Genomic DNA, 23827 nt, shown 5'->3' on the forward strand with positions numbered 1-23827 from the left:
CAGAATGGAAAAGATATCGCTAGCTTGATTTGGTCTTCATGAGAATTGGTCACATATCTTTTATTTTCGTGTTTTTTCATGTATAATCGAAGGTTGAGGAGTACTGATCAGGACTCCTTCATTTTTTGACTAAAGGAGAATATATGTTTTCAAATTTTAAACCAACATGGATGGTAGATGCTATTTATAAAATCACTCCTGAACAATTGCAAACACATGGGATCAAAGCGGTATTGACAGATCTTGACAATACCTTGATTGCATGGAACAATCCTGAAGGAACAATCGAACTGCAACAATGGTTATTGACGTTGAAAAAAGCGGGCATTCCGGTTATCGTGGTATCGAATAATAACGAAGAACGTGTGCGCTATGCGGTAGAGCGATTTGATATCGATTTTGTAGCGCGAGCATTAAAACCACTAGGTAAAGGAATTCGAGAAGGTGTACGTCGTTTAAATCTATCAAAAGATGAAGTAGTTATGGTAGGCGATCAGATTATGACGGACGTTCGAGCAGCCAATCGCGTGGGTGTGAGAAGTATTTTAGTAAAACCGATTATTGATACTGACAGTTGGAAAACTCAATTTAATCGTTTGTGTGAACGACAAATCATGCGTTACTTACAAAAGAAAAATCCAGAAATGGTATGGCAAGGAGAAATAACATGAATGAAGAATGGCAATGTATTGGGTGTGGCGTCCACATCCAAACAAGCGAACCAGATCAATTAGGCTATACGCCAAAAGCTGCTTTTGAACGTGGAGTTGAATCTGGGGAATTGTATTGTCAACGTTGTTTTCGCTTAAGACATTACAACGATATCCAAGATGTTTCGTTAACAGACGATGATTTCTTACGATTATTGAATGAAATCGGGACAGAAGACGCGTTGATTGTCAATGTGGTCGACATTTTTGATTTTAATGGATCATTAATCCCAGGATTGCATCGTTTTGTAGGAGACAACCCGGTATTACTAGTGGGCAATAAACTAGATGTATTACCAAAATCATTGAAACCATCAAAAATGATTCAGTGGATGCGTGAACGTGCGCATGAAGAAGGCTTGCGTCCGATCGATGTGAAATTGACGAGTGCCAAAAAAGCTTCAGACATTGAATCTTTACTTGAAACGATCGAAACGTATCGTAAGGGTCGCGATGTGTATGTAGTTGGAGTAACAAATGTTGGGAAATCAACGTTGATCAACCAAATTATCCGCCAAACTGCAGGAGTAAAAGAAGTGATTACGACTTCACGTTTTCCAGGGACAACGTTAGATAAAATCGAAATTCCTTTAGAAGACGGTCACTTTTTGATCGATACACCTGGGATTATTCATCGCCATCAAATGGCACATTATCTAGGGAAAAAAGATTTGAAAATCATTGCGCCTCAAAAAGAAATCAAGCCTAAGACCTATCAATTAAATGCAGAGCAAACTTTATTTTTAGGCGGATTAGCACGTTTTGATTATATTCAAGGAGAGCGTAGTTCATTTACCGTGTATACGGCAAATGATCTTGATTTACATCGGACAAAATTAGAAAAAGCAACAGCGTTTTATGAAAAACATGTAGGCGGATTGCTTCAGCCACCACGCCCAGATGAAGTAGCTGAATTTCCAGAACTTGTACGTTTTGAATTTTCGATCAAAGAACGTACAGATATCGTATTTGCTGGACTTGGTTGGATTACCGTTACCAATCCTGGTGTAGTTGCCGGTTGGGCGCCAAAAGGTGTCGATGTTATCAAGCGAAAAGCGTTAATTTAAGGAGACGAATATGGAATTAAAAGGAAAACAAAAACGTGTATTAAGAAGTAAAGCGCATCATATGAACCCGATTTTTCAAGTGGGAAAAGGCGGCGTTAATGAAGCGATGATCATTCAAATCGGGGAAGCACTAGAAAAAAGAGAATTATTTAAAATCTCATTATTACAAAATACAGACGAGTTACCTGAAGAAGTAGCAGAAACATTAGAAGAAGCACTGGATTGTAATGTAGTGCAAATTATTGGTCGTGTATTGGTGGTCTTTAAACCTTCACGTAACGAAAAATACCAAAAGATTTCTCAAGAAATCAAAAGCTTATAAAAGGAGAATCGCGAATGTATTCAGCACTATGGACGCATTCGCAAGTTCAACCAGTGATCAAGTCGACATCATCTAGAAAGCAAGTTGGGATTTTAGGTGGCAATTTCAACCCTGTTCATCTTGCGCACTTAACGGTGGCTGATCAAGTCGGGCATGCTCTAGGATTAGATCAAGTATACCTTATGCCCGAAGCGATTCCACCACATGTGGATACGAAAACAACGATTGATGCAAAGCACCGTTTGGCGATGCTAGAACTTGCGATTGCAGAAAATGATTTGTTAGCTATTGAACCTTTTGAATTGAATCAAGGTGGCGTTAATTATACCTATGAGACGATGCGTCAATTAATAAAGGATCATCCAGATACGGATTATTATTTTATTATTGGCGGCGATATGGTCGAGTATTTACCAAAATGGAAGAATATCGATGAATTGATTCAATTGGTCCATTTTGTGGGGATCAAACGTCCAGGATATAAAACCACATCTGATTATCCAATCATTTGGATCGATGTACCGCTACTAGACATTAGTTCGAGTATGCTACGAAAAAAAATCAAAGAAGGTTGTTCAACGAACTACCTTTTACCACAAGCTGTAAAAGCGTATATCGAGAAAGAAGGACTGTACCTTGACTAACTGGCAAGAATACGAGCAAACGACACGCAGGTTTTTAATAGAGCAAGTAAAAGCGCACGTGAGTCCAAAACGTTGGCAGCATATTTTAGGTGTCGAAGAAAGTGCACTTGAACTGGCTAAACGCTATCAAGTCGATTTGGTTCAAGCAAGCAGTGCAGCGTTAGTACATGATTATGCAAAAGAGTGTTCAGATGAAGTATTTTTAGAGGCGATTGATACGTATCAACTTGATCCGGAATTGAAACAGTGGACGAATGAGATTTGGCATGGCATCGTGGGTGCTGAATTGATTCGTCGTGACTTAAAGATTGAAGATGAAGCAGTTTTGGAGGCAGTTCGTGTGCATACAACAGGTGCCAAAGAGATGTCACCATTGTCACAAGTGTTGTATGTAGCAGATTATATTGAACCAAATCGTCAATTTCCTGGCGTTAACGAAGCGAGAGAACTTGCGAAACAAGATTTAACAGCGGCCGTAGCCTATGAAACTAAGCATACATTAGCGTTTTTGATTCAAAAAGAAGTGCCGATTTATCCCAAAACCATTGAAACTTATAATAGTTGGGTTGCCAAGCGCACCTAAGGAGGACCTATGAAAGAAAGTAAAGAAATTTTAGAATTAGTAGTAAAAGCAGCAGATGCAAAACGTGCAGAAGATATCGTCGCATTAGATGTCCAAAACGTTTCGTTACTTGCCGATTATTTTGTGATTTGTTCTGGAACGAACGAACGTCAAATCCAAGCAATCGTGAACGAAGTGGTTGATCAAGCTGAACAAGCACAAATTGAAGTCAAACGAATCGAAGGAAAAGATTCTGCAAAATGGATCTTAATTGATTTAAACGATGTTATCGTTCATGTATTTAGCCAAACAGAACGTGATTTTTATAATTTAGAAAAACTGTGGTCAGATGCACCTTACGCACCGATCAACGATTGGATCGATGCATAGTGGCTTATGAAACGTTTGCTTTTGTTTATGATGAAGTGATGGATACGGCTTTGTATCAACGTTGGTTGGATTTTTCGATGCGTCATTTAGGCGATCGGAAAAAAATCTTAGAACTAGCTTGTGGTACGGGAGCATTAGCCGTTAAATTTGCGAAACAAGGTTTTGATGTGACAGCGCTAGATTTATCAGAAGAAATGCTGATGATTGCCTCTCAACGAGCGCAAGAAGAAGAAACCTCGATCCAACTCGTTGCTGGAGATATGTTAGATCTAACGGATGTTGGGACGTATCAAGCTGTAACGTGTTTTTCAGACTCATTGTGCTACATGCCAAATGAGATGGATGTACAGCAAGTATTTGATGGCGTATATGGTATTTTAGAAGAAGAAGGGACCTTTATTTTTGATGTTCATTCGACGTATCAAATCGATGAAGTGTTCCCAGATTACAACTATCACTACCAAACGGATGAATTTGCCTTTTTATGGGAAAGTTATCAAGGAGAACATCCACATAGTATTGAACACTTTCTGACTTTTTTTGTGCAAGAAGAGGATGGAAAGTTTGTTCGTGAAGATGAGTTACATCAAGAGCGTACGTACTCACTAGATGCCTATCAACTAATGTTAGAAAATGCTGGATTTGCGAAAATCGATGTATTTGCTGATTTTATTGATAGTGCGCCAAATGAAAAGAGTCGTCGTTGGTTTTTTGTTTGTCATAAATAAGAAAAAGAGTGTTCAGGAAATCCTGAGTGCTCTTTTTTTGAAATGAAAGGTGAAGAAGATGAAAGTTTGTGGTTTGATTGTGGAGTATAATCCCTTTCATAATGGACATGCTTATCATGCACAACAAGCGCGTGATAAAACACAAGCCGATGTCGTGATCGCTGTGATGTCAGGAAATTTTTTGCAACGTGGCGAACTTGCGATTACGGATAAATGGACGCGTGCAAAGATCGCCGCACAATATGGAGTGGATCTTGTGATTGAACTACCCGTGTATCACGCAGTTCAACCAGCTGATTTCTTTGCTCAAGGAGCAATTGACATGTTATTTGCGTTAGGATGCGATGTGGTCTGTTTTGGCACGGATGAATACGATGTGTTCGACTATGAAGCATATGGTGCATTTTATCAAAAAAATCGTCCAGAAATCGAAAAACGAGTCGCAGCGATTACATCGCCCGAGTGGACATATGCTAAAAAAATGATTCATGTGTTAACTCAACTCGATCCTAAGCTAAATTTTGATGAGACAAAGCCGAATCATATCTTAGCCTTGAGTTATGCCAAAGCGAATGCGGCATTACCTAAACCAATGGGGTTAGTCTCGATCACCAGACGTGAAGCACAATATCATGATGAACAGATAGTAGGAACAATTGCAAGTGCCACTGCGATTCGACGAGCAGTATTAACGAATCAAACCGTAGCTACCGTCGTGCCTGTTGAGATGGATCAAGCGCTACTAAGCCGAACATTAATTGATTGGGAACGGGCATATCCTTTTTTACGGTACCGTATAGTAAGTACGCCAATTGAGATCTTATCAACCTATTACCAAGTCAATGAAGGTATTGCGCACTTATTTGTACAAGTAGCGACACGAGCAAATTCGTTTAAAGATTTTTTGTCTCAGGCTACGTCAAAAAGTTATCCCACCAGTAAGATTCAACGAATGGCTGTATATATCTTGCTAGGCATGACCGTAAACGAATATGAGGAAGCGATGCAAACCGTACTTTTTCGCCCGCTTGCATACACTAAAGTCGGACAGAGCTATCTAAAAGCACGTAAAAAAAATCAAGTTTTTACAGCTAGGATCGGAAAAAAAGAAGCGCAACATCATGCGTTGTATCTTAAAGCTGATCAAATCTATCAGTTGATTTCGCCAGATCATGAGGAGCAAAATTTTGGTCGCTTTGCTCTCTTAGTAAATTCTAAAGTAAAAAGCGTGTAAAAATACTTCACAATCTGCGATCTGACAAGTATAATAAGAAAGAATGTTTCCTACCTAGATTCAATAGGAACGAAAAAACAGAAAGCGAAGTGAAATTATGGGTCGTAAATGGGCAAATATTGTGGCAAAGAAGACAGCAAAAGATGCTAGCAATAGTAAAGTTTATGCGAAATTTGGAATCGAGATTTATGCAGCAGCAAAATCAGGTGAGCCAGATCCACATACTAACCAAAAATTAAAATTTGTTATCGACCGCGCTAAAACGTATAATGTTCCAAAACATATTATCGATCGCGCTATTGAAAAAGCAAAAGGTTCTGGAGATGAACAATTCTCAGAATTACGCTATGAAGGATTCGGACCAAATGGCTCGATGGTGATCGTAGATACATTGACGAACAATGTCAATCGTACAGCAGCCGATGTTCGCGCAGCATTTGGGAAAAATGGCGGAAACATGGGTGTTTCTGGTGCAGTAGCATATATGTTTGATAACACGGCATTATTTGGATTTACTGGACAAGATGCAGACGAAATTTTAGAATACTTAATGGAGCAAGATATCGATGTTCGCGACGTCACAGCAGAAGACGATCAAGTCTTTGTGTATGGTGAACCAGAAGATTTCCATGCCATCCAAGAAGCGTTGAAATCTAAGGGAATTGAAGACTTTTCTATTGCTGAAATGCAAATGATTCCTCAAAACGAAGTCACGTTAGGCGAAGAGGATCTTGTACAATTTGAAAAAATGATCGATGCACTCGATGAATTAGAAGATGTTCAAAATATTTTCCATAATGTAGCGTTAGAAGATTAAAAGACTCGAGTATTCGAGTCTTTTTTTATTAGGAAATAGAAGGCAAACTAGAGGAAATATGGTATTCTATAAGAACAGAGATTTGTAGATGGAAGGTGAATGTTTTGTTTGGTGAAGAAGTTACGCTGCAACCGTTTGATCGGATTTTAAGTGGATTCGATAAAATAACAGAAGTCGCATTTTCAATTTTAGATTGCTCGTATTTAAGTACAAAGTATCAAGAGTTTGGCATTACTGGCTATCGTGTAGGAGATTTTAAAGGACGAGCGTTTATCCATCGGTATGTTCCTTGCTCTTTTTATCAAGTTCCAATGTTGATTTACCGTTCAAAATATTTAATTCCTTTAGTATTTCGCAAGAATTTTACGATGATCAATTTGTTTACCGATCCGAATCGGTTTGCTTCTTTTTTAGATGTATTGGACTTTGAAGTTGAGTTTCGTCCAAAACAAGTCATTATTGAAGCGCAAGAAAATGCCTACCCTTACGCCGAAGAAACGTTTTACGTCATCGATACGAATTATGTGTTGTTTCGTTTAGCTGAAATTATAGAAGTCGGCGCACTTGCTATTCGTCATATGACGGATATTGCGGAATTTATGGAATGGAATCGTACTGCGCGTTTGATTGACAATGGTGTCAAAGGGCGCCACAGTCAAATTTTTGATCCGCAAGATGAAACCCAATTTTTAGAACTCGATATGATTATCGGGATCGTTTTGCGTCTTTATCCAGAATCTTTATGCGAACAAATTGTATTATAATGTTTTTTTATCGAAAAAAATAAAGTAGCTATAGCTTTGATCTAGATAGATTGAGCTATAGCTATTTTTTTTATTATGTAATTAAATATATTTTCTGAAAAGAAATAGTAAACAAATATCATTGTTTGTGTTATACTCGTTTAAGTGAGACAGATATAAGTTGTTAAATCAACGTTTTTAATTATTTTTTATTTTTATACTATAACAATAAAAGAAAGAAGTGCTACAGATGACAGATGTTGTAAAACACGGAGCAGATATGGTTGTAGAAAGTTTGATCAATCATGATGTAGAGTATGTATTTGGAATTCCAGGAGCGAAAATTGACCGCGTCTTTGATACGTTAGAAGATAAAGGACCAGAATTGATTGTAACCCGTCATGAACAAAATGCTGCCTTTATGGCACAAGCTGTAGGTAGAATTACAGGGAAACCGGGTGTAGTGATTGCGACAAGTGGTCCAGGGGCAAGTAATTTAGCGACAGGGTTAGTTACGGCAACATCGGAAGGGGATCCTGTTTTAGCCATCGCGGGTCAAGTAAAACGTAGCGATCTATCGAAATTGACACATCAAAGTATGGACAATGTTGCGTTGTTTAAACCGATCACAAAATATAGCGCCGAAATCCAAGATCCTGAAACAATCTCAGAAATTATGGCAAATGCCTTTCGAATTGCGCGTACAAATAAAAAAGGTGCAAGTTTCGTGAGTATTCCTCAAGATGTAGTAGATGCACCTGCTGTGACAGAAAGTATTCGTCCTTTAAGTAAACCACGTTTAGGTTCTGCTTCAAAAGAAGATATCGATTATCTTGTGGCGCGAATTAAGGAAGCAAAATTACCTGTTTTATTAGTAGGGATGCGCGGATCAAGTGAAGCTGAAACCAAAGCTTTGCGTCAATTAGTTGAAGTAGCAAAATTACCAGTAGTTGAAACGTTCCAAGCAGCCGGAGTGATTTCACGTAAATTAGAAGATCGTTTCTTTGGCCGTGTAGGATTGTTTCGAAACCAACTTGGTGATATGCTGTTGAAAAAAAGTGATTTGGTTATTGCGATTGGGTATGATCCAATTGAATACGAAGCGCGTAACTGGAATGCAGAAAAGGATGCACGTGTCATTGTAGTGGATAAAGTACCTGCTGAAATCGATCCATTTATGCAACCAGAACGTGAGTTGATCGGAAGTATTTCAGATACGTTAGATCTATTAACAGAAGAAATCTCGGCTTATCAACTACCAGAAGATTCACAAGCTTATTTAACACAATTACAGGAAAAAATGACAGAACGCGATATTATCCCTACTCATCAATTGGAAAATCGTTTGCATCCGTTAGAAATCATTGAAACCATGCAAGCTGCTGTAACAGATGACATGACGGTGACGGTGGATATCGGAAGTCATTATATTTGGATGGCCCGTCATTTTAGAAGTTATGAACCACGTAAATTATTGTTCAGTAATGGAATGCAAACACTAGGTGTGGCATTGCCGTGGGCGATTGGTGCAGCATTAGTGCGACCAAATACACAGATCTTTTCAGTATCTGGTGATGGTGGATTCTTGTTTTCAGCACAAGATTTAGAAACAGCTGTCCGTAAAAAATTAAACATTATTCATATTATTTGGAATGACGGTCGTTACAATATGGTAGAATTCCAAGAAGTAATGAAATATGACCGAGCTTCTGGAGTGGACTTTGGACCAGTCGATTTTGTACAATATGCTCAAGCATTCGGTGCAAAAGGATTACGTGCAACATCACAACAAGAATTAGAAGCTGCAATTCAAGAAGGATTAACTACAGATGGTCCAGTAATCATCGATGTTCCAGTCGATTACTCATCCAATGAACAATTAGGTGAAAAGATCTTACCGGATCAATTTTATTAAGAGGTGAAGAAAATGGGTAAACACTCATTATATCAATATGGTACAATCGGTTCTCTCATGGCAGGTGCGATGGATGGAACTGGAACAATTCAAGAGTTTTTAACACATGGTGACTTTGGGATCGGGACAATGGATGGTGTCGATGGCGAATTGATCGTTTTAGATCAAGAAGCATATAAAGCAAGTGCAACTGGAGAAGTGATCAAGCTTGGTCCTTTGGAAAAACTTCCATATGGCGCGATTGCCTTTTTCAATCCTGATCATACGTTTACGTTGAAGGAAACGTTAGCCAATGAAGTAGTAGAAACAAAAGTGATCGAAGCGATGAAGAGTAAAAATCTATTTGCTGGTGTGAAAATCTCGGGTGTATTTGATACGATGCACGTTCGCGCAATGCCAAAACAAACACCACCGTATATTCGATTTTCTGAAGTAGAACAACCAGAATTTACAGCACATAACATCAAAGGAACACTTGTCGGATTTTATTCACCAGTGTTATTTCATGGGACATCTGTAGCTGGATTTCATGTTCATTTTATTTCTGACGATCGTACATTTGGGGGTCATGTTTTGGATTATCATGTAGAAGACGTCAAAGTCGAGGTACAAGATTATAGTGAATTGATCCAAGATTTTCCAAAAGAAGATGTCTTTTTAGAAGCTGAATTTGATTATTCAAATATTGCCGAAGAAATTAGTATCTCAGAATAAATGTAAAAAGATAGACATATTAATATGTCTATCTTTTTTTGTCTACTAAAATTAATGTTATTTAATTCTGGTTCTATTTTAGTTCAAAACGCTTGGATGACAGTTGCAATATTCTGTCAATCACGCTACACTTTTTTTAGATACAATTAGGGAAATGTTAGGTAAAGGAGTAAGAAATGAAAAAACGATATAAAGTAGTGTATATAAGTTCACTTTTATTGCTAAGTCTTGATGCGACAAGTTTGTTGCATATACCTGTTCAGGCACAAACGCAAACAAGTCCATCGGTATCAGAAGACGACGCAACATTAGCAAATTCTACAACAAGTACGAGTTTAGAATCAATCGAAACCACGACTGAAAATCCAAGTACGACCAATACCGCAATTTCAGAAATAGTCGAAACATCGGAAGTTTCGTCGGATACACAAGGTACACCAAGTACAGAAGGGACACCAGGTACGACAACCTCAATATCTGCACCACTATCTTCAAAAGTTCAGGCAGCAGATATGACTGCTTTTGCGCAACAAGAAGTCGCATTTAGTTGGCAAGTTTCTTCCAATACGTTAACTGTGGCTAGTGATGGAACCGTTAGTGTGCAAGAAGCTGCACCGACGACTTTTAGCATTCAGGCGCAAGCTGATCAAACTTATGTTATTCAAAATGTAGCGACCAATCAGTATCTTCATGCAACAACCTCACAAGAAGTGACAAAACTTACAACATCAAGTCAGCTCGATGCCGCACAACGATTTGTATTTGTTGCGATGCAAGATGGTAGCTATGCACTTTATGCGGATCAATATGGATATGTACAAGTAGTCAACAATCAGTTGGTCTTTGAACAGACACCTCCTGTTTCAGCACAATGGCAACTCACTGTTCAACCATCAAAGGAAGTTGTTTCAACGCCTACAGAATCATCTGAAAATGGTTCTACTACAGAAAGTACACAAAGTGTTGTAGCTTCAGATAGTCCAACCAAGGCTCGGAGTTTAGACACAGCAAACAATCAAGTCAACACGCAAGCGATCAGTAAAACACAAATGAAGATCACGATCACAAATCCTAACGGCGGCAATGTTTCCGGTGTAAAATTCCCAACGTGGAGTAACGCCAATGGGCAAGACGACATTAAGTGGCTAGAAGGAAAAAAAGAAGGAAATAGCTATTCTGTTGTTGTAAATAGTGCAGAGTATTATCATGCAGGGTTGTTTAATACGCATATTTATGGTGTAGTGAACGGTAAATTAGTTGGCTTAGGAACCACGAGTTATACATTAGACGCCGCAGCAAAAAATACGATCGTGAAAACACCGATCAGTAAAACACAAATGAAGATCACCATTACAAACCCAAATGGTGGTAAGGTTTCCGGTGTAAAATTCCCAACGTGGAGTAACGCGAATGGGCAAGACGACATTAAATGGCTAGAAGGAAAAAAAGAAGGAAATAGCTATTCTGTTGTTGTAAATAGCGCGGAATATTATCATGCAGGGTTGTTTAATACGCATATTTATGGTGTTGTAAATGGCAAATTAGTTGGCTTAGGGACCACGAGTTATACATTAGACGCCGCAGCGAAAAACACGATCGTACAAACACCGATCAGTAAAACACAAATGAAGATCACCATTACAAACCCAAATGGTGGTAAGGTTTCCGGTGTAAAATTCCCAACGTGGAGTAACGCCAATGGCCAAGACGACATTAAATGGCTAGAAGGAAAAAAAGAAGGAAATAGCTATTCCGTAGTTGTAAATAGTGCAGAATATTATCATGCAGGGTTGTTTAATACGCATATTTATGGTGTTGTAAATGGTAAATTAATTGGCCTAGGAACCACGAGTTATACATTAGACGCCGCAGCGAAAAACACGATCGTGAAAACACCGATCAGTAAAACACAAATGAAGATCACTATTACAAACCCAAATGGTGGTAAGGTTTCCGGTGTAAAATTCCCAAAGTGGAGTAACGCGAATGGGCAAGATGATATTAAGTGGCTAGAAGGAAAAAAAGAAGGGAATAGTTATTCTGTTGTTGTAAATAGCGCGGATTTTCTCCATGGTGGCTTGTATCGTACACATGTTTATGGTGTTGTAAACGGTAAATTAGTTGGGCTAGCGACCACAAGTTATTCTTTGGTACAAGATGAAGTCGCTATTCGTAAACAGAAAAAACCAGTGTATTATTCACAACTTGATAATCGATGGAAGAATCGTCGTTATGGCATGTCGACTTTAGGTCCTTCTGGATGTGTACCTTCAAGTATGGCGATGGTGTTAAAAGGATGCTATGGCATCAACGTCACACCTGTCGATACTGCAAATCGAATCTATAGTTATGGTGGTTTCAACCAAAAATACTTTGGTGCATCGGGTCCAGATTTAGTAAAAGGGATGCAATCATATGGGCGCTCAGCCGTTGTGATCAATAGTCTAGGAGAACTAAATGATTATTTAGCAAAAGGATATCCTGTGATTATGTACGTAGATGTCGGGATTGGGCATGCAATCGTAGCGCATGGGTATTCAAATGGAACGACTACGATCTATGATCCATATGGTCAAAAATTTTATAAAGGACAAGTGTCGACTAGTCATTTGTGGAGTCGTCCTTCTCAAGATCATGTAGACTGGGCTGCAGGCAGACCGTTTTTTGTAATCAAATAAAAGGAGTAAGCGGTATGAAAATTCGTGTCATGGCAAGTAGTATCTTGTGTTTAGCTTTCTTGAGTGCATGTCAAAAGCAACAAGACACCATGCATTCTTCAAGTACTGCTACACAAGAAGTTACAAGCACATCCGAAGTGGAAAGTTCAACGACAAGTAGCGATCGTATGGAATCGACGCAAGCGACGATTCCATATTCCGATGTGTCAGATGTACGAACGGAACACCCAGTGCAAGTTGCTTCACAACTTCGTCGGCAATTGTACGAAGCAGGAATCAATTCCAGAGAACTAAGCGATGCTCAACTTGAAGCTTATGCAAAAGAAGCAGATGAGCAAGGGATCGATCCAGTCGTCTATATTCAAACAAAATTGACGGAAAACTAACCAAAAAAACCTTCAACAGTTCAACGTGAACGATTGAAGGTTTTTTATTTAGGCTAGTGTAAACGTATCTTTAGTTAATGAGTCAAGTAAGGGAGATATTCCATCACTGATTAGAATCAATTGATGCATTGCACGCGTTGCAAGTGTGTACAACACGAAACGATCTTGATCAGTTGAAAAATTCGTCGTAATCGGCATCCCGATCACGCGATCAAATTCCAACCCTTTTGCTAAGAAACAAGGAATAATAATCGTTGATTTCTTCATGAATGTGTCATCACTATCGATCAGTTGCACCATTTCTTTTTCTTTGTCAGATAACATTTGATAAATTTCTCGACATTCAGCTGTAGTTTTGCAAATGATGGCAGTATGCCAATGTGCAGGTACGTCTTCAGCCAATAGACGAGATAATTCGTTTATCTGTTGTGCGGGTTGACGGGTTAAAATCATTGGTTTTTCACCATTACGTGCGGTTAATTGTACATTTTCTTCCTGAGATAACAAGCCATTGGCAAATGTTGTAATTTCTTCAGTTGACCGATAACTTGTTGTGAGTTGGTATCGTTTGACTTCTTGATCGATAAATAAGTGATCGAGTTCGGATACGATCGTATCATTACCAAATACCTTTTGATTCAAGTCTCCACATAGCGTAATATGCGCGTCAGGATAAAGTTGTTTAAGCAAGGCAACCTGAGCTGGTGGGAAATCTTGCATCTCGTCGATAAAAATAAAGCGTGCTTTTTGTTCGACATAAACGGGATACAGTTGTTTAGTCAGTAAAAACAATAAGAGAATGTCTTCTGAATAAAGTGCACGTTCACGAAATTGTTGTTTCAAGCGCTCTAAATGTGTCGTCCATTGATCTGCTGTGAGTTCATGTGTAGCACAGATCTTTTCTGTGATCGTTTGTAAAAAATGAAGGTATTGCTTTGGTTGATTAATAAATTGGAACGCTTCGATCCCACGACGCATTGAACGGAATTTTCGTTTGGCAATGGCCTGGCGGACTTGTTTGCGTAGCGCACGTTCTTTGGCTTCGGTATACTCACGATTTGGATCTGATTCAAAGATTTCGGTCATTTTTTCTTCGGCCGCTTCTTGCAACCATTTTTCTTTCATTTCATCACGTTCTAGGCCGGCTAGTTTTTTTAATAGCTTGGTTTGTAATAATTGTGTACGTTGGTATAACGGGAGTAATTCATTCGTTTCTTGGTACCAAGTACGCAATTGTTTTTTTGTGATATATGTTTTTCCTTTGATTTTTAAATCACGAAATAGTGGGCCGACTGCAGTGATCGAACGGATATAGCGTGGCAATTCTTGAATGATCGTTAATCCGTTTTTGACTTGTTCTACCGGGTCGATTTTTCCAACTAAAAAGGCATCTTCCGCATCGTCTTCTTCGACCAATTGGTACTGTGGAAGTAATTCGTGTAAAAAAGTTTTAAAGGTGCGTGTCGGTACTTCGCTTTCGCCTAGTGACGGTAAGACCATTGCAATATAATCTGAGAATAAATGGTTAGGTGAAAATAATAGTACTTGGTCGTCTTTTAGCCATTTTCGATGATGGTACAATAAGAACGCAACTCGTTGAAGTAAAGCGGAAGTTTTTCCGCTTCCAGCAATTCCTTCGATCAAGACATTTTTATGTGCAGTATCACGAATGATCTCATTTTGACTTTTTTGAATCGTGGAGACGATGTTTTTCATTTTTGAAGAAGAGGCTTCATCTAGGATATCCAGTAAAAATTCGTCATTGATAATCTCAGAAGTATCGACCATTGAGATCAATTCACCATTTTGTACTTTGAATTGTCGTTTAAGAAGTAGTTCTACTTCAAAACGTTCCTGATCAGTTTCGTAAAATGTAGTTCCGAGTTCTCCTTCATAATATAAATTGGCGATCGGTGCACGCCAATCGACGATGACAGGTTCTTCTTTTGTATCGCGTAAAGAAGCGATACCTAAATAAAGTGTTTCTTTATCTTCAGGTCCTTCTGTAAAATCGATACGTGCAAAATAAGGGCTATTTTGCATCGTTGTGAGGGTATGTAGTCGTTTATCGATCATTTCGGCATTACGATATTTGAGTTGTAATTCTTTTTCGTATTCTTGATAGACTAAAACCGACTCATAAAAGGCTTCTTCATTTCCTGTGTTGATTTTATTTTCAGTTAATTCTTTAACCCCACTTTGTAGTGTTTGCTCTAGCAATGCTTTTTGCTTTGTCAAAACTTGTTCTTCAAGGGTGATGGTTTTGATTGTTTCATGTAAATGCTGTTGTTCATGTTGACGTTCAGTCATGTTTAGACCTCCTTAAAATGTTGCCTTAAAAGTATAGCATAGATTTTGCAAAAGGTTGATGAAAACAATCCAAAGAATCCCATAATTTTTTTTACTTGTTTTAAAATAAGGTTGACTTTCTAAAAAACTACTTCTAACATTACGTATAGAATGTAGAAAAAAGAGGGACAAGCCAAGTGAAGTATGAATTAAAACCTTTAGATGAAACAACATATGATGAATTTAACCGCGGAAACCAAATGGCTACGTTATTGCAGTCGTATCAATGGAGTACGATCAAAGAAGGATGGGGGAGTCTTCATTTAGGGATCTATGTAGAAAATGTCTTGTCGGGTACGATGTTGGTATTGAAACGCCATTTACCACTAGGACGTTCGATGCTTTATATTCCTAAAGGTCCGATCATGGATTATGATCCAGAACTGATGCCTCATTTTGTTCAAGAATTAAAAAAAATCGCGAAAAAAGAGCATGCTGTGTTTGTTAAAATGGATCCACCGATTTTAAGACGTAAATTTTATGTAGAAGAAACCGATACTGAAATTTTAAATGAATCCGTTGCTCATGCGTTGATTCAAGCAGGTTTTGAGCAAGGACCACTTACATTAAACTTGCATGATACGATCCAGCCGCGTTTTCAAGCTGTAGTCGCCTTACAGGAGTTTGACTTGACACGATTGACGAAAAAAGGTCGTCAAGGTGTAAAAACGGCGATCAAACGTGGAGTGACAGTGAAGCGTTATGGTGTTGAAAAAGTCGATGAATTTGCAGCGCTAATGGAAAAAACTGCAGAAAGACAAGGAATCTCATTACGTGGAAAAGACTACTTTAAACGTTTGCTTGAGACATATCCGGAAAGTTTTTTGATGTTAGGTACGATCGATCTTGGGAAACGACAACAAGAAGTACAAGCGGCGTTGAATCAAACGGCAGAACAGTTGGCACAACTGGCTGAGCACCAAACGAAAAAACGAACGAAATTATTAGAAACTAGTGCGAGTTTAGAAAAAGAAGCTGCTCGTCTAGTTGACGAAATTGCACAGCATGGTACAGGAGAATTGTTCATTAGTGGAACGCTAAGCATTCCGTACGGTCAAACAAGTGAATTGCTTTATGCTGGAATGGACGAGACCTTCAAACATTACATGCCAGCATATCTTACATGGTATGCCTCGATGGAAGAAGCGGCAAAATCATATCAATATTGCAATTTAGGCGGGATCGATGGCCATCTAAATGATGGGTTGATTGGATTTAAAAAGAATTTTCATCCTGAGATCCATGAGTACAGTGGAGAATTTGATTTGCCGACGACCAATCGCTTGGTTTATGGTATCATTAAAAAAGCATATGAAAAACGTACACAAAAATAAGGAAAGAAAGAAGGAAATTTTATGCCATTTGTCCACATTGAATTAGTTGAAGGTAGAACACCGGAAGCTTTAGAAAGTATGATGAAAGATGTTACAGAAGCAGTTCACAAAAATACCGGGGCGCCGAAAGAACATATCCATATTATTATCAATGAAATGAAAAAAGGCACATACGGTGTCAACGGAGAATGGAAATAAATCCTTGCATTTTTGAAAAAAAAGTGGTTAAATAAGACCATATTTGATTGATAAGAAAGACACCAAAATTTGAGAGTCTTCTATTAGAGAGAGAGTGCTAGGCTGAAACACTCTTAGAAGAAAACCAAAGGCTGACCACTTTCGAAACTCTTGTTGAAACAAGGGCGGATGCACCGTTATCGCATTGAGGAATGTAGGAAACTACATTTAAATTTAGGTGGAACCACGATGATTCGTCCTAATAGCTTACGGGCTATTAGGACTTTTTTTGTGCTTATCAATCGACAGATTAAAGGAGGAAATTAGATGATCGAGATTATTTTTCCAGATGGTGCAGTAAAATCATTTGAATCTGGAATCACAACAAAAGAAATTGCCGAAAGCATTTCAAAAAGTTTAGCAAAAAAAGCATTGGCAGGGAAATTAGATGGTCAATTGATCGATTTAGATCTACCGATTACTACAGGTGGTAAGATTGAGATCGTTACACCCGACCATGAGGATGCATTGGGATTGATTCGTCATTCTTCTGCCCATTTAATGGCTCAAGCGATGCGTCGTTTGTATCCATCGATCCATTTTGGCGTAGGTCCTGCAATCGATTCAGGATTTTATTACGATACAGATAATGGGGAACATCCAATTACTGCAGAAGATCTAGCCGCGATTGAAACTGAAATGGCGAAAATCGTCAAAGAAAATCTGCCAATCACTCGTCGCGTATTAACAAAACAAGAAGCGCTTGAGTTGTTTGCAGGAGATCCTTACAAAGAAGAATTGATCAATGAGTTACCAGAAGATGAGGTCATCACAGCGTATGAACAGGGAGAATTTGTTGACCTTTGCCGTGGACCACACGTTCCATCGACTGGACGTATTCAAGTAGTGAAATTACTTTCAGTTGCAGGAGCTTACTGGCGTGGAAATTCAAACAACCATATGATGCAACGTGTGTATGGAACAGCCTTTTTTGATAAAAAAGAATTAAAAGAATTTATTCGGATGCGCGAAGAAGCAAAAGAACGTGATCATCGCAAATTAGGAAAAGAATTAGATCTATTTATGATCTCTCAAGAAGTCGGTTCAGGATTGCCATTTTGGTTACCAAAAGGTGCAACGATTCGTCGTACAATCGAACGCTACATCGTGGATAAAGAAATCAGCTTAGGCTATCAACATGTGTACACACCAATCATGGCGGATGTGAATCTGTATAAAACTTCTGGTCACTGGGATCATTACCATGAAGACATGTTCCCACCAATGGATATGGGCGATGGTGAAATGTTAGTCTTGCGTCCAATGAACTGTCCGCATCACATGATGGTCTATAAAAATGACATCCATTCTTACCGTGAGTTGCCAATCCGAATTGCAGAACTTGGTATGATGCATCGTTATGAAAAATCTGGTGCGTTATCTGGATTGCAACGTGTACGTGAAATGACATTGAATGATGGACATACATTTGTTCGTCCAGATCAAATCAAAGAAGAATTTAAACGCACGCTTGATATCATGCTAGCGGTATATAAAGATTTTGGAATCACAGATTACCGTTTCCGTTTAAGCTATCGTGATCCAGAAAACACAGAAAAATACTTTGATGATGATGAGATGTGGGTCAATGCTCAAACTATGCTAAAAGCAGCAATGGATGAATCTGGCTTAGACTATTTTGAAGCAGAAGGCGAAGCAGCTTTTTATGGTCCAAAATTAGATGTACAGGTAAAAACAGCGCTAGGCATGGAAGAAACATTGTCAACGATCCAACTAGATTTCCTATTACCAGAACGCTTTGATTTAACCTATGTAGGTGAAGATGGGGAAAATAACCACCGTCCAGTCGTGATTCACCGTGGAATCGTGTCAACAATGGAACGTTTTGTAGCGTATTTGACTGAAGTATACAAAGGCGCTTTCCCAACATGGTTAGCACCTGTACAAGCGATGATCATTCCTGTTTCAGTGGATGCGCATAGTGACTATGCATTTGAATTGAAACAAAAATTACAAGAAATCGGAATTCGTGTCGAAGTTGATTCACGTAATGAAAAAATGGGATACAAGATTCGTGGCGCGCAAACTCAAAAAATTCCATATCAATTAGTAGTTGGAGATCAAGAATCACAAGACAATAGCGTCAATATCCGTCGTTATGGTAGCAAAGAAACAACGGTATTAAGCGTTGATGAATTTATTGCTGCTCTATTAGCAGACGTGAATAACTATAGCCGTGTTTTAGATTAAGAAAAAACTAGAGAACATCGCGCAATGGTTGAGTTTTCAGTAAAAAAATGATATACTACAAGTGTAATGATACTTGAGCGGAGTGAGGGGTTTTTATCCCTCACTCTTTTTAATGGAAATTCTGAGGCTCTTGTTCATGTTTAAGGAGGCGATCGTAGTTGAGTTCAGTTGTGGAAACTGTAACCGAAGTAGTGCTACCGATTTTAGAAGAAAAACAGTTTGAATTGGTAGAAGTAGAATTTGTAAAAGAGGGAAAAAGCTGGTTTTTACGTATTTTTATTGATAAAGAAGGCGGCATTGACATTGAAGAATGCGCGTATGTCAGCGAACAAGTTAGTGAAAAATTAGATGCGATGGATCCAGATCCAATTCCTCAAGCTTATTTTTTAGAGATTTCTTCACCTGGAGCAGAGCGTCCATTGAAGAAAGAAAAAGACTTTGAAAAAGCAGTGGGATCGTTTATCCATATTTCACTGTATCAAGCGATTGATGGACAAAAGCAATATGAAGGTATTTTAAACGAAGTAACTGAAGAACACTTAACGTTAACGTATCGTGTGAAAACAAGAGAAAAAACTGTCGTATTTGATCGTAAAAATATTGCTAAAGCACGTTTAGCAATCCAATTTTAATAACGGAGGACACAAAAAACCATGAGTAAAGAAATGTTAAACGCGCTAGACGCATTAGAAGCAGAAAAAGGAGTATCTAAAGAAGTTGTGATTGAAGCTTTAGAAGCGGCATTGATTTCTGCTTATAAACGTCATTACGGACAAGCCCAAAACGTTGAAGTGGAATTTGATCGCAAAAAAGGCAATATCCATGTTTTTGCGGTAAAAGAAGTAACTGAAGAAGTGATGGATTCCCAATTAGAAGTATCTTTAAAAGATGCGATGCTGATCAATCCAGCATATGAGATCGCTGATAAAATCCGATTTGAAGTAACACCAAAAGATTTTGGACGAATTGCTGCACAAACAGCGAAACAAGTGATTTTACAACGTGTGCGTGAAGCAGAACGTTCCATTATCTACAATGAATTTAGTGCGTATGAAAAAGATATCATGCAAGGTGTGGTAGAACGTCAAGATAGCCGTTATATCTATGTAAATCTTGGGAAAATCGAAGCTGTTTTATCTAAACAGGATCAAATGGCGAATGAATTTTATCAACCACATGATCGTATCAAAGTTTACGTGTCTCGTGTTGAAAATACATCAAAAGGACCTCAAGTATTTGTAAGCCGTAGTCATCCTGATTTACTACGTCGTTTATTTGAACAAGAAGTGCCGGAAGTGTATGATGGTATTGTAGAAATCGTAAGCATTGCCCGTGAAGCGGGCGATCGTTCGAAAATCGCAGTTCGTTCACATGATGAAAACATCGATCCAGTTGGAACATGTGTTGGTCCTAAAGGGCAACGTGTTCAAGCGTTAGTAAACGAATTAAAAGGGGAAAATATGGATATCGTTGAATGGAATGAAGATCCTGCAGTCTTTATTGCAAATGCGTTGAATCCAGCTGAAGTATCAAATGTTATCTTTGATAAGTCAAACCCTAAAGCGTGCACGGTAGTCGTGCCAGACTATCAATTGTCATTAGCTATCGGAAAACGTGGTCAAAATGCCCGTTTAGCCGCTAAGTTAACTGGTTTTAAAATCGATATCAAATCAGAATCAGATATGGCAGCAATCTATGAACAACAAAACCAAGAAGTTCAGACAGAAGAATTTGTTGAAGAAGAACTTATCAGTGAAGAACTAGCTGCTGTCGTAGAAGAAGATCAAGTCGTTGCAGAAGATAGCGTAGTTGAACAAGTTGCTGACGAAATCATCGAAGAGTAAAAAAGGGAGGGATTTTTCATGAAAAAACGTAAAATTCCATTAAGAAAATCGGTCGTTTCGAACGAAATGTTTCCTAAAAAAGAACTCTTACGCATCACGCGTTCTAAAGAAGGGGTCGTAGCCATCGATCCGTCTGGGCGCATGCCTGGAAGAGGTGCATACCTTGCCATCGACCCGAAAGAAGCGCAATTAGCTTGGGATAAAAAAATCTTAGACCGTGTGTTTGAAACGACACTGTCAGATGAATTTTATCAAGAGCTAGTGGATTACGTTGCGCATCAAAAAGCGCGTCAGGAGCTTTTTGCAAATGAATAAACAAAAAGCTAAAAATATGTTAGGCTTAGCGATGAGAGCTGGAAAAATCATCAGTGGAGAAGAACTTGTGTTGCGCGATATCCGCCAGCAAAAAGTGCCATTGGTCTTTGTGGCTTCTGATGCAAGCCAAAACACACAAAAAAAAATCAAAGATAAAGGTAAATTCTATCATGCGACAGTATTGGATAGTTTCACGGCGGATGAGATCATTCAGTCGATTGGAAAACCAAGAATGGTCGTGGGCGTGGTAGACCACGGGTTTGCACGTCGCATCAAAGAATTACTTTCAGAAGAATTGTAGCCTAGCTACGGGGTGAAGTACGGACTCATCCTTTAAACCAGGTACCGATCGAAGATACACCACGAATCTGGCAAGAGAGGCGCTGTCCTCTAAAATCGGAATACTCATTAAGGAAGTACTATAACTAGATGACTCAATCTAATCAAACGAACCAATCCAACCAAAAAAATACAAAGCCTGCAGCAAATCGCAGCAACAACACGCGTCCAGCAGGAAACAATACAAATCGTAACGCAAATGCCAATACGCAAAACCGTTCAAATAATACAACAACACAAAATCGTTCGAACAATACAACGACGCAAAATCGTTCAAGTAATGCAACAACAGGAAACACGACACAACGTAGTAACAATAGCGGAAATACACAAAATCGTAACAGCAATGGTGGAAACACGCAAAACCGTAATACATCAGGTGGTGGCAACAACAATAACCGCGGACGCAACAATAACTACGGCAATAACCGCAATCGTTTCAATAAAAAAGGGAAAAAAGGCCGTCCAAATCATAATCAAGAGAAAAAACCAGCTGTTCCAGCACGTAAATTCCGTGAATTACCAGATGTATTGGAATATACAGAAGGAATGAACGTTGCGGATATCGCGAAAAAAATTCACCGCGAACCAGCTGAAATTATCAAAAAACTCTTTATGATGGGCGTTATGGTCAATCAAAACCAACCATTAGATAAAGAAACGATTGAATTACTTGCGACAGACTACGGAATGGAACCACAAGAAAAAGTTCAAGTGGACATTGCGGATATCGACAAATTCTTTGAACCAGAAGAAGTGAAGAAAGAAAACTTAGTGGCGCGTCCACCAGTTGTAACGATCATGGGACACGTTGACCACGGGAAAACAACATTACTTGACACATTGCGTAATTCTCGTGTGACAAGTGGTGAAGCCGGTGGGATCACACAGCATATTGGCGCGTACCAAATCGATATTCATGGCAAACCAATCACATTCTTAGATACACCAGGGCATGCGGCGTTTACAAGTATGCGTGCACGTGGAGCAAGTATCACAGATATCACGATTTTAGTTGTAGCCGCTGATGATGGCGTAATGCCACAAACTGTTGAAGCGATTAATCACGCAAAAGCAGCAGGCGTACCGATTATTGTAGCAGTGAATAAAATCGATAAACCAGGAGCAAACCCACAACATGTGATGCAAGAATTAAGTGAACATCAATTGATTCCTGAAGCTTGGGGTGGCGATACGATCTTTGTGGAGATCTCAGCGAAATTTGGTCAAAATATCGAAGAACTATTGGAAATGATCCTTTTAGTTGCTGAAGTAGAAGACTTAGAAGCAGATCCAACACAAAACGCGATCGGTACCGTAATTGAAGCACGTTTAGATAAAGGAAAAGGTCCAGTATCGACGTTACTTGTTCAACAAGGAACTTTGCGTGTGGGTGACCCAATTGTAGTCGGAAATACCTTTGGTCGTGTTCGTGTGATGACCAATGACTTAGGTCGTCGTGATAAAGAAGCAGGACCTGCAACACCAGTTGAGATCACTGGACTAAATGATGTACCTCAAGCAGGTGATCGTTTCGTTGTCTTTGATGATGAAAAATCAGCTCGTGCCGCTGGGGAAGAACGTGCGAAACGCGCGATGTTAGAACAACGTGCAAGCAGCAGCCGTGTAACACTAGAAAACTTATTTGCTAGTCTTAAAGAAGGCGAATTAAAAGATGTAAATGTTATCGTCAAAGCGGACGTACAAGGTTCAGCTGAAGCAGTAGCTGCCTCATTACAAAAAATCGACGTTGAAGGTGTACGTGTGAAAATCGTCCATTCAGCAGTTGGTGCAATCAATGAAAGTGATGTAACGCTTGCTGCGGCAAGTAACGCGATCATCATTGGATTTAATGTTCGTCCTACACCACAAGCAAGACAACAAGCCGAAGCCGAAGAAGTGGATATTCGTTTACACCGTATCATTTACAAAGCGATTGAAGAAATCGAAACAGCGATGAAAGGGATGCTTGATCCTGAATTCGAAGAAAAAATCACTGGTCAAATGATCGTTCGTGAAACATATAAAGTTTCAAAAGTAGGAACGATTGCTGGAGCTTACGTTACAGAAGGATTCATCCGTCGCGATAGTGGCGTACGTGTGATTCGTGAAGGTATCGTGATCTATGAAGGAAAATTAGAAAGCTTGAAACGCTTCAAAGATGATGCCAAAGAAGTCCGCATGGGATATGAATGTGGTGCAATGATCGAAAAATTCAATGACCTTAAAGTAGATGACATCATCGAAGGCTTTGTAATGGAAGAAATCAAAGCCGACTAATAGGAGGG

22 protein-coding genes and 1 pseudogene are annotated in these 23827 nt (G+C 39.0%); 22 read left to right on the forward strand and 1 reads right to left on the reverse strand.

Translation table 11 applies throughout. From position 1 onward, the window contains the following. The first annotated feature begins 143 nt into the window (after positions 1–143). From I573_RS07265 to I573_RS07330, 14 genes are all read left to right on the forward strand, one after another. Complete coding sequence (locus I573_RS07265) at positions 144–671, forward strand: YqeG family HAD IIIA-type phosphatase (protein WP_016185672.1); 528 nt, start codon at positions 144–146, stop codon at positions 669–671. Next, on the forward strand, positions 668–1777 hold the full coding sequence (yqeH, locus tag I573_RS07270) for a ribosome biogenesis GTPase YqeH (protein WP_016185671.1): 1110 nt from the start codon (positions 668–670) through the stop codon (positions 1775–1777). Before I573_RS07265 ends, yqeH begins: the two co-directional genes overlap by 4 nt. A 10-nt stretch (positions 1778–1787) precedes the next feature. After that, positions 1788–2099, forward strand: a complete 312-nt coding sequence (yhbY, locus tag I573_RS07275) for a ribosome assembly RNA-binding protein YhbY (protein WP_016185670.1) — start codon at positions 1788–1790, stop codon at positions 2097–2099. A gap of 14 nt (positions 2100–2113) precedes the next feature. Next, the gene (locus I573_RS07280) at positions 2114–2743 is read left to right on the forward strand and encodes a nicotinate-nucleotide adenylyltransferase (protein ID WP_016185669.1); all 630 of its coding nucleotides are present in this window, start codon (positions 2114–2116) and stop codon (positions 2741–2743) included. After that, positions 2736–3326: a bis(5'-nucleosyl)-tetraphosphatase (symmetrical) YqeK gene (gene yqeK / locus I573_RS07285; protein ID WP_016185668.1), complete on the forward strand. Its 591-nt coding sequence runs from the start codon at positions 2736–2738 to the stop codon at positions 3324–3326. The genes I573_RS07280 and yqeK overlap by 8 nt, the downstream gene beginning before the upstream one ends. Before the next feature lie 9 nt (positions 3327–3335). Further along, a complete protein-coding gene (gene rsfS / locus I573_RS07290) occupies positions 3336–3695 on the forward strand; it encodes a ribosome silencing factor (protein WP_016185667.1) in 360 nt (119 codons plus the stop codon). Beyond that, on the forward strand, positions 3695–4423 hold the full coding sequence (locus I573_RS07295) for a class I SAM-dependent DNA methyltransferase (RefSeq protein ID WP_016185666.1): 729 nt from the start codon (positions 3695–3697) through the stop codon (positions 4421–4423). The genes rsfS and I573_RS07295 overlap by 1 nt, the downstream gene beginning before the upstream one ends. Positions 4424–4481: 58 nt before the next feature. Next, a complete protein-coding gene (locus I573_RS07300) occupies positions 4482–5657 on the forward strand; it encodes a nucleotidyltransferase (RefSeq protein ID WP_016185665.1) in 1176 nt (391 codons plus the stop codon). A 97-nt stretch (positions 5658–5754) separates the two neighbouring features. Beyond that, positions 5755–6474, forward strand: coding sequence for a YebC/PmpR family DNA-binding transcriptional regulator (locus tag I573_RS07305; RefSeq protein ID WP_016185664.1), 720 nt, complete (start codon positions 5755–5757; stop codon positions 6472–6474). Positions 6475–6569: 95 nt separating this feature from the next. Continuing rightward, positions 6570–7238 carry a hypothetical protein gene (locus I573_RS07310; RefSeq protein WP_245555074.1) on the forward strand — a complete coding sequence of 223 codons (669 nt, stop codon included), beginning with the start codon at positions 6570–6572 and terminating at the stop codon, positions 7236–7238. 229 nt (positions 7239–7467) lie between these two features. Continuing rightward, positions 7468–9132, forward strand: a complete 1665-nt coding sequence (gene alsS / locus I573_RS07315; RefSeq protein WP_016185662.1) for an acetolactate synthase AlsS — start codon at positions 7468–7470, stop codon at positions 9130–9132. A gap of 12 nt (positions 9133–9144) precedes the next feature. Continuing rightward, positions 9145–9846 (forward strand): acetolactate decarboxylase, encoded by a 702-nt coding sequence (gene budA / locus I573_RS07320; protein WP_016185661.1) that lies wholly within the window; start codon positions 9145–9147, stop codon positions 9844–9846. Between the two features lie 176 nt (positions 9847–10022). Next, positions 10023–12524, forward strand: coding sequence for a GBS Bsp-like repeat-containing protein (locus I573_RS07325; protein ID WP_016185660.1), 2502 nt, complete (start codon positions 10023–10025; stop codon positions 12522–12524). Between the two features lie 14 nt (positions 12525–12538). Then, a complete protein-coding gene (locus I573_RS07330; RefSeq protein WP_016185659.1) occupies positions 12539–12910 on the forward strand; it encodes a hypothetical protein in 372 nt (123 codons plus the stop codon). A gap of 48 nt (positions 12911–12958) precedes the next feature. Here the strand turns inward: I573_RS07330 and helD are convergent, their stop codons facing one another. Beyond that, a complete protein-coding gene (gene helD / locus I573_RS07335; protein WP_016185658.1) occupies positions 12959–15220 on the reverse strand; it encodes an RNA polymerase recycling motor HelD in 2262 nt (753 codons plus the stop codon). Positions 15221–15396: 176 nt separating this feature from the next. Here helD and I573_RS07340 point away from each other — a divergent pair, with 176 nt between their 5' ends. The 8 genes and pseudogenes from I573_RS07340 to infB form a co-directional block, all read left to right on the forward strand. Further along, entirely contained in the window at positions 15397–16593 is a 1197-nt protein-coding gene (locus tag I573_RS07340; RefSeq protein ID WP_016185657.1) for a peptidoglycan bridge formation glycyltransferase FemA/FemB family protein, read from the forward strand. 21 nt (positions 16594–16614) lie between these two features. Continuing rightward, positions 16615–16791 carry a 2-hydroxymuconate tautomerase gene (locus I573_RS07345; protein ID WP_016185656.1) on the forward strand — a complete coding sequence of 59 codons (177 nt, stop codon included), beginning with the start codon at positions 16615–16617 and terminating at the stop codon, positions 16789–16791. Positions 16792–17097: 306 nt separating this feature from the next. Continuing rightward, positions 17098–19041, forward strand: a complete 1944-nt coding sequence (thrS, locus tag I573_RS07350) for a threonine--tRNA ligase (protein ID WP_016185655.1) — start codon at positions 17098–17100, stop codon at positions 19039–19041. Positions 19042–19199: 158 nt separating this feature from the next. After that, positions 19200–19673: a ribosome maturation factor RimP gene (gene rimP / locus I573_RS07355; RefSeq protein WP_016185654.1), complete on the forward strand. Its 474-nt coding sequence runs from the start codon at positions 19200–19202 to the stop codon at positions 19671–19673. 21 nt (positions 19674–19694) lie between these two features. Continuing rightward, positions 19695–20885, forward strand: coding sequence for a transcription termination factor NusA (gene nusA, locus I573_RS07360; RefSeq protein ID WP_016185653.1), 1191 nt, complete (start codon positions 19695–19697; stop codon positions 20883–20885). Positions 20886–20903: 18 nt separating this feature from the next. Then, positions 20904–21200: an RNase P modulator RnpM gene (rnpM, locus tag I573_RS07365; RefSeq protein ID WP_016185652.1), complete on the forward strand. Its 297-nt coding sequence runs from the start codon at positions 20904–20906 to the stop codon at positions 21198–21200. Then, positions 21193–21501, forward strand: a complete 309-nt coding sequence (locus I573_RS07370; protein ID WP_016185651.1) for a YlxQ-related RNA-binding protein — start codon at positions 21193–21195, stop codon at positions 21499–21501. Before rnpM ends, I573_RS07370 begins: the two co-directional genes overlap by 8 nt. Positions 21502–21635: 134 nt before the next feature. Then, a pseudogene (gene infB / locus I573_RS07375) lies at positions 21636–23819 on the forward strand (translation initiation factor IF-2); the annotation flags it as partial. Positions 23820–23827: the final 8 nt, after the last annotated feature.

Origin of the sequence: Enterococcus sulfureus ATCC 49903, from assembly GCF_000407605.1 — a bacterium.
Lineage (GTDB): Bacteria > Bacillota > Bacilli > Lactobacillales > Enterococcaceae > Enterococcus_G > Enterococcus_G sulfureus.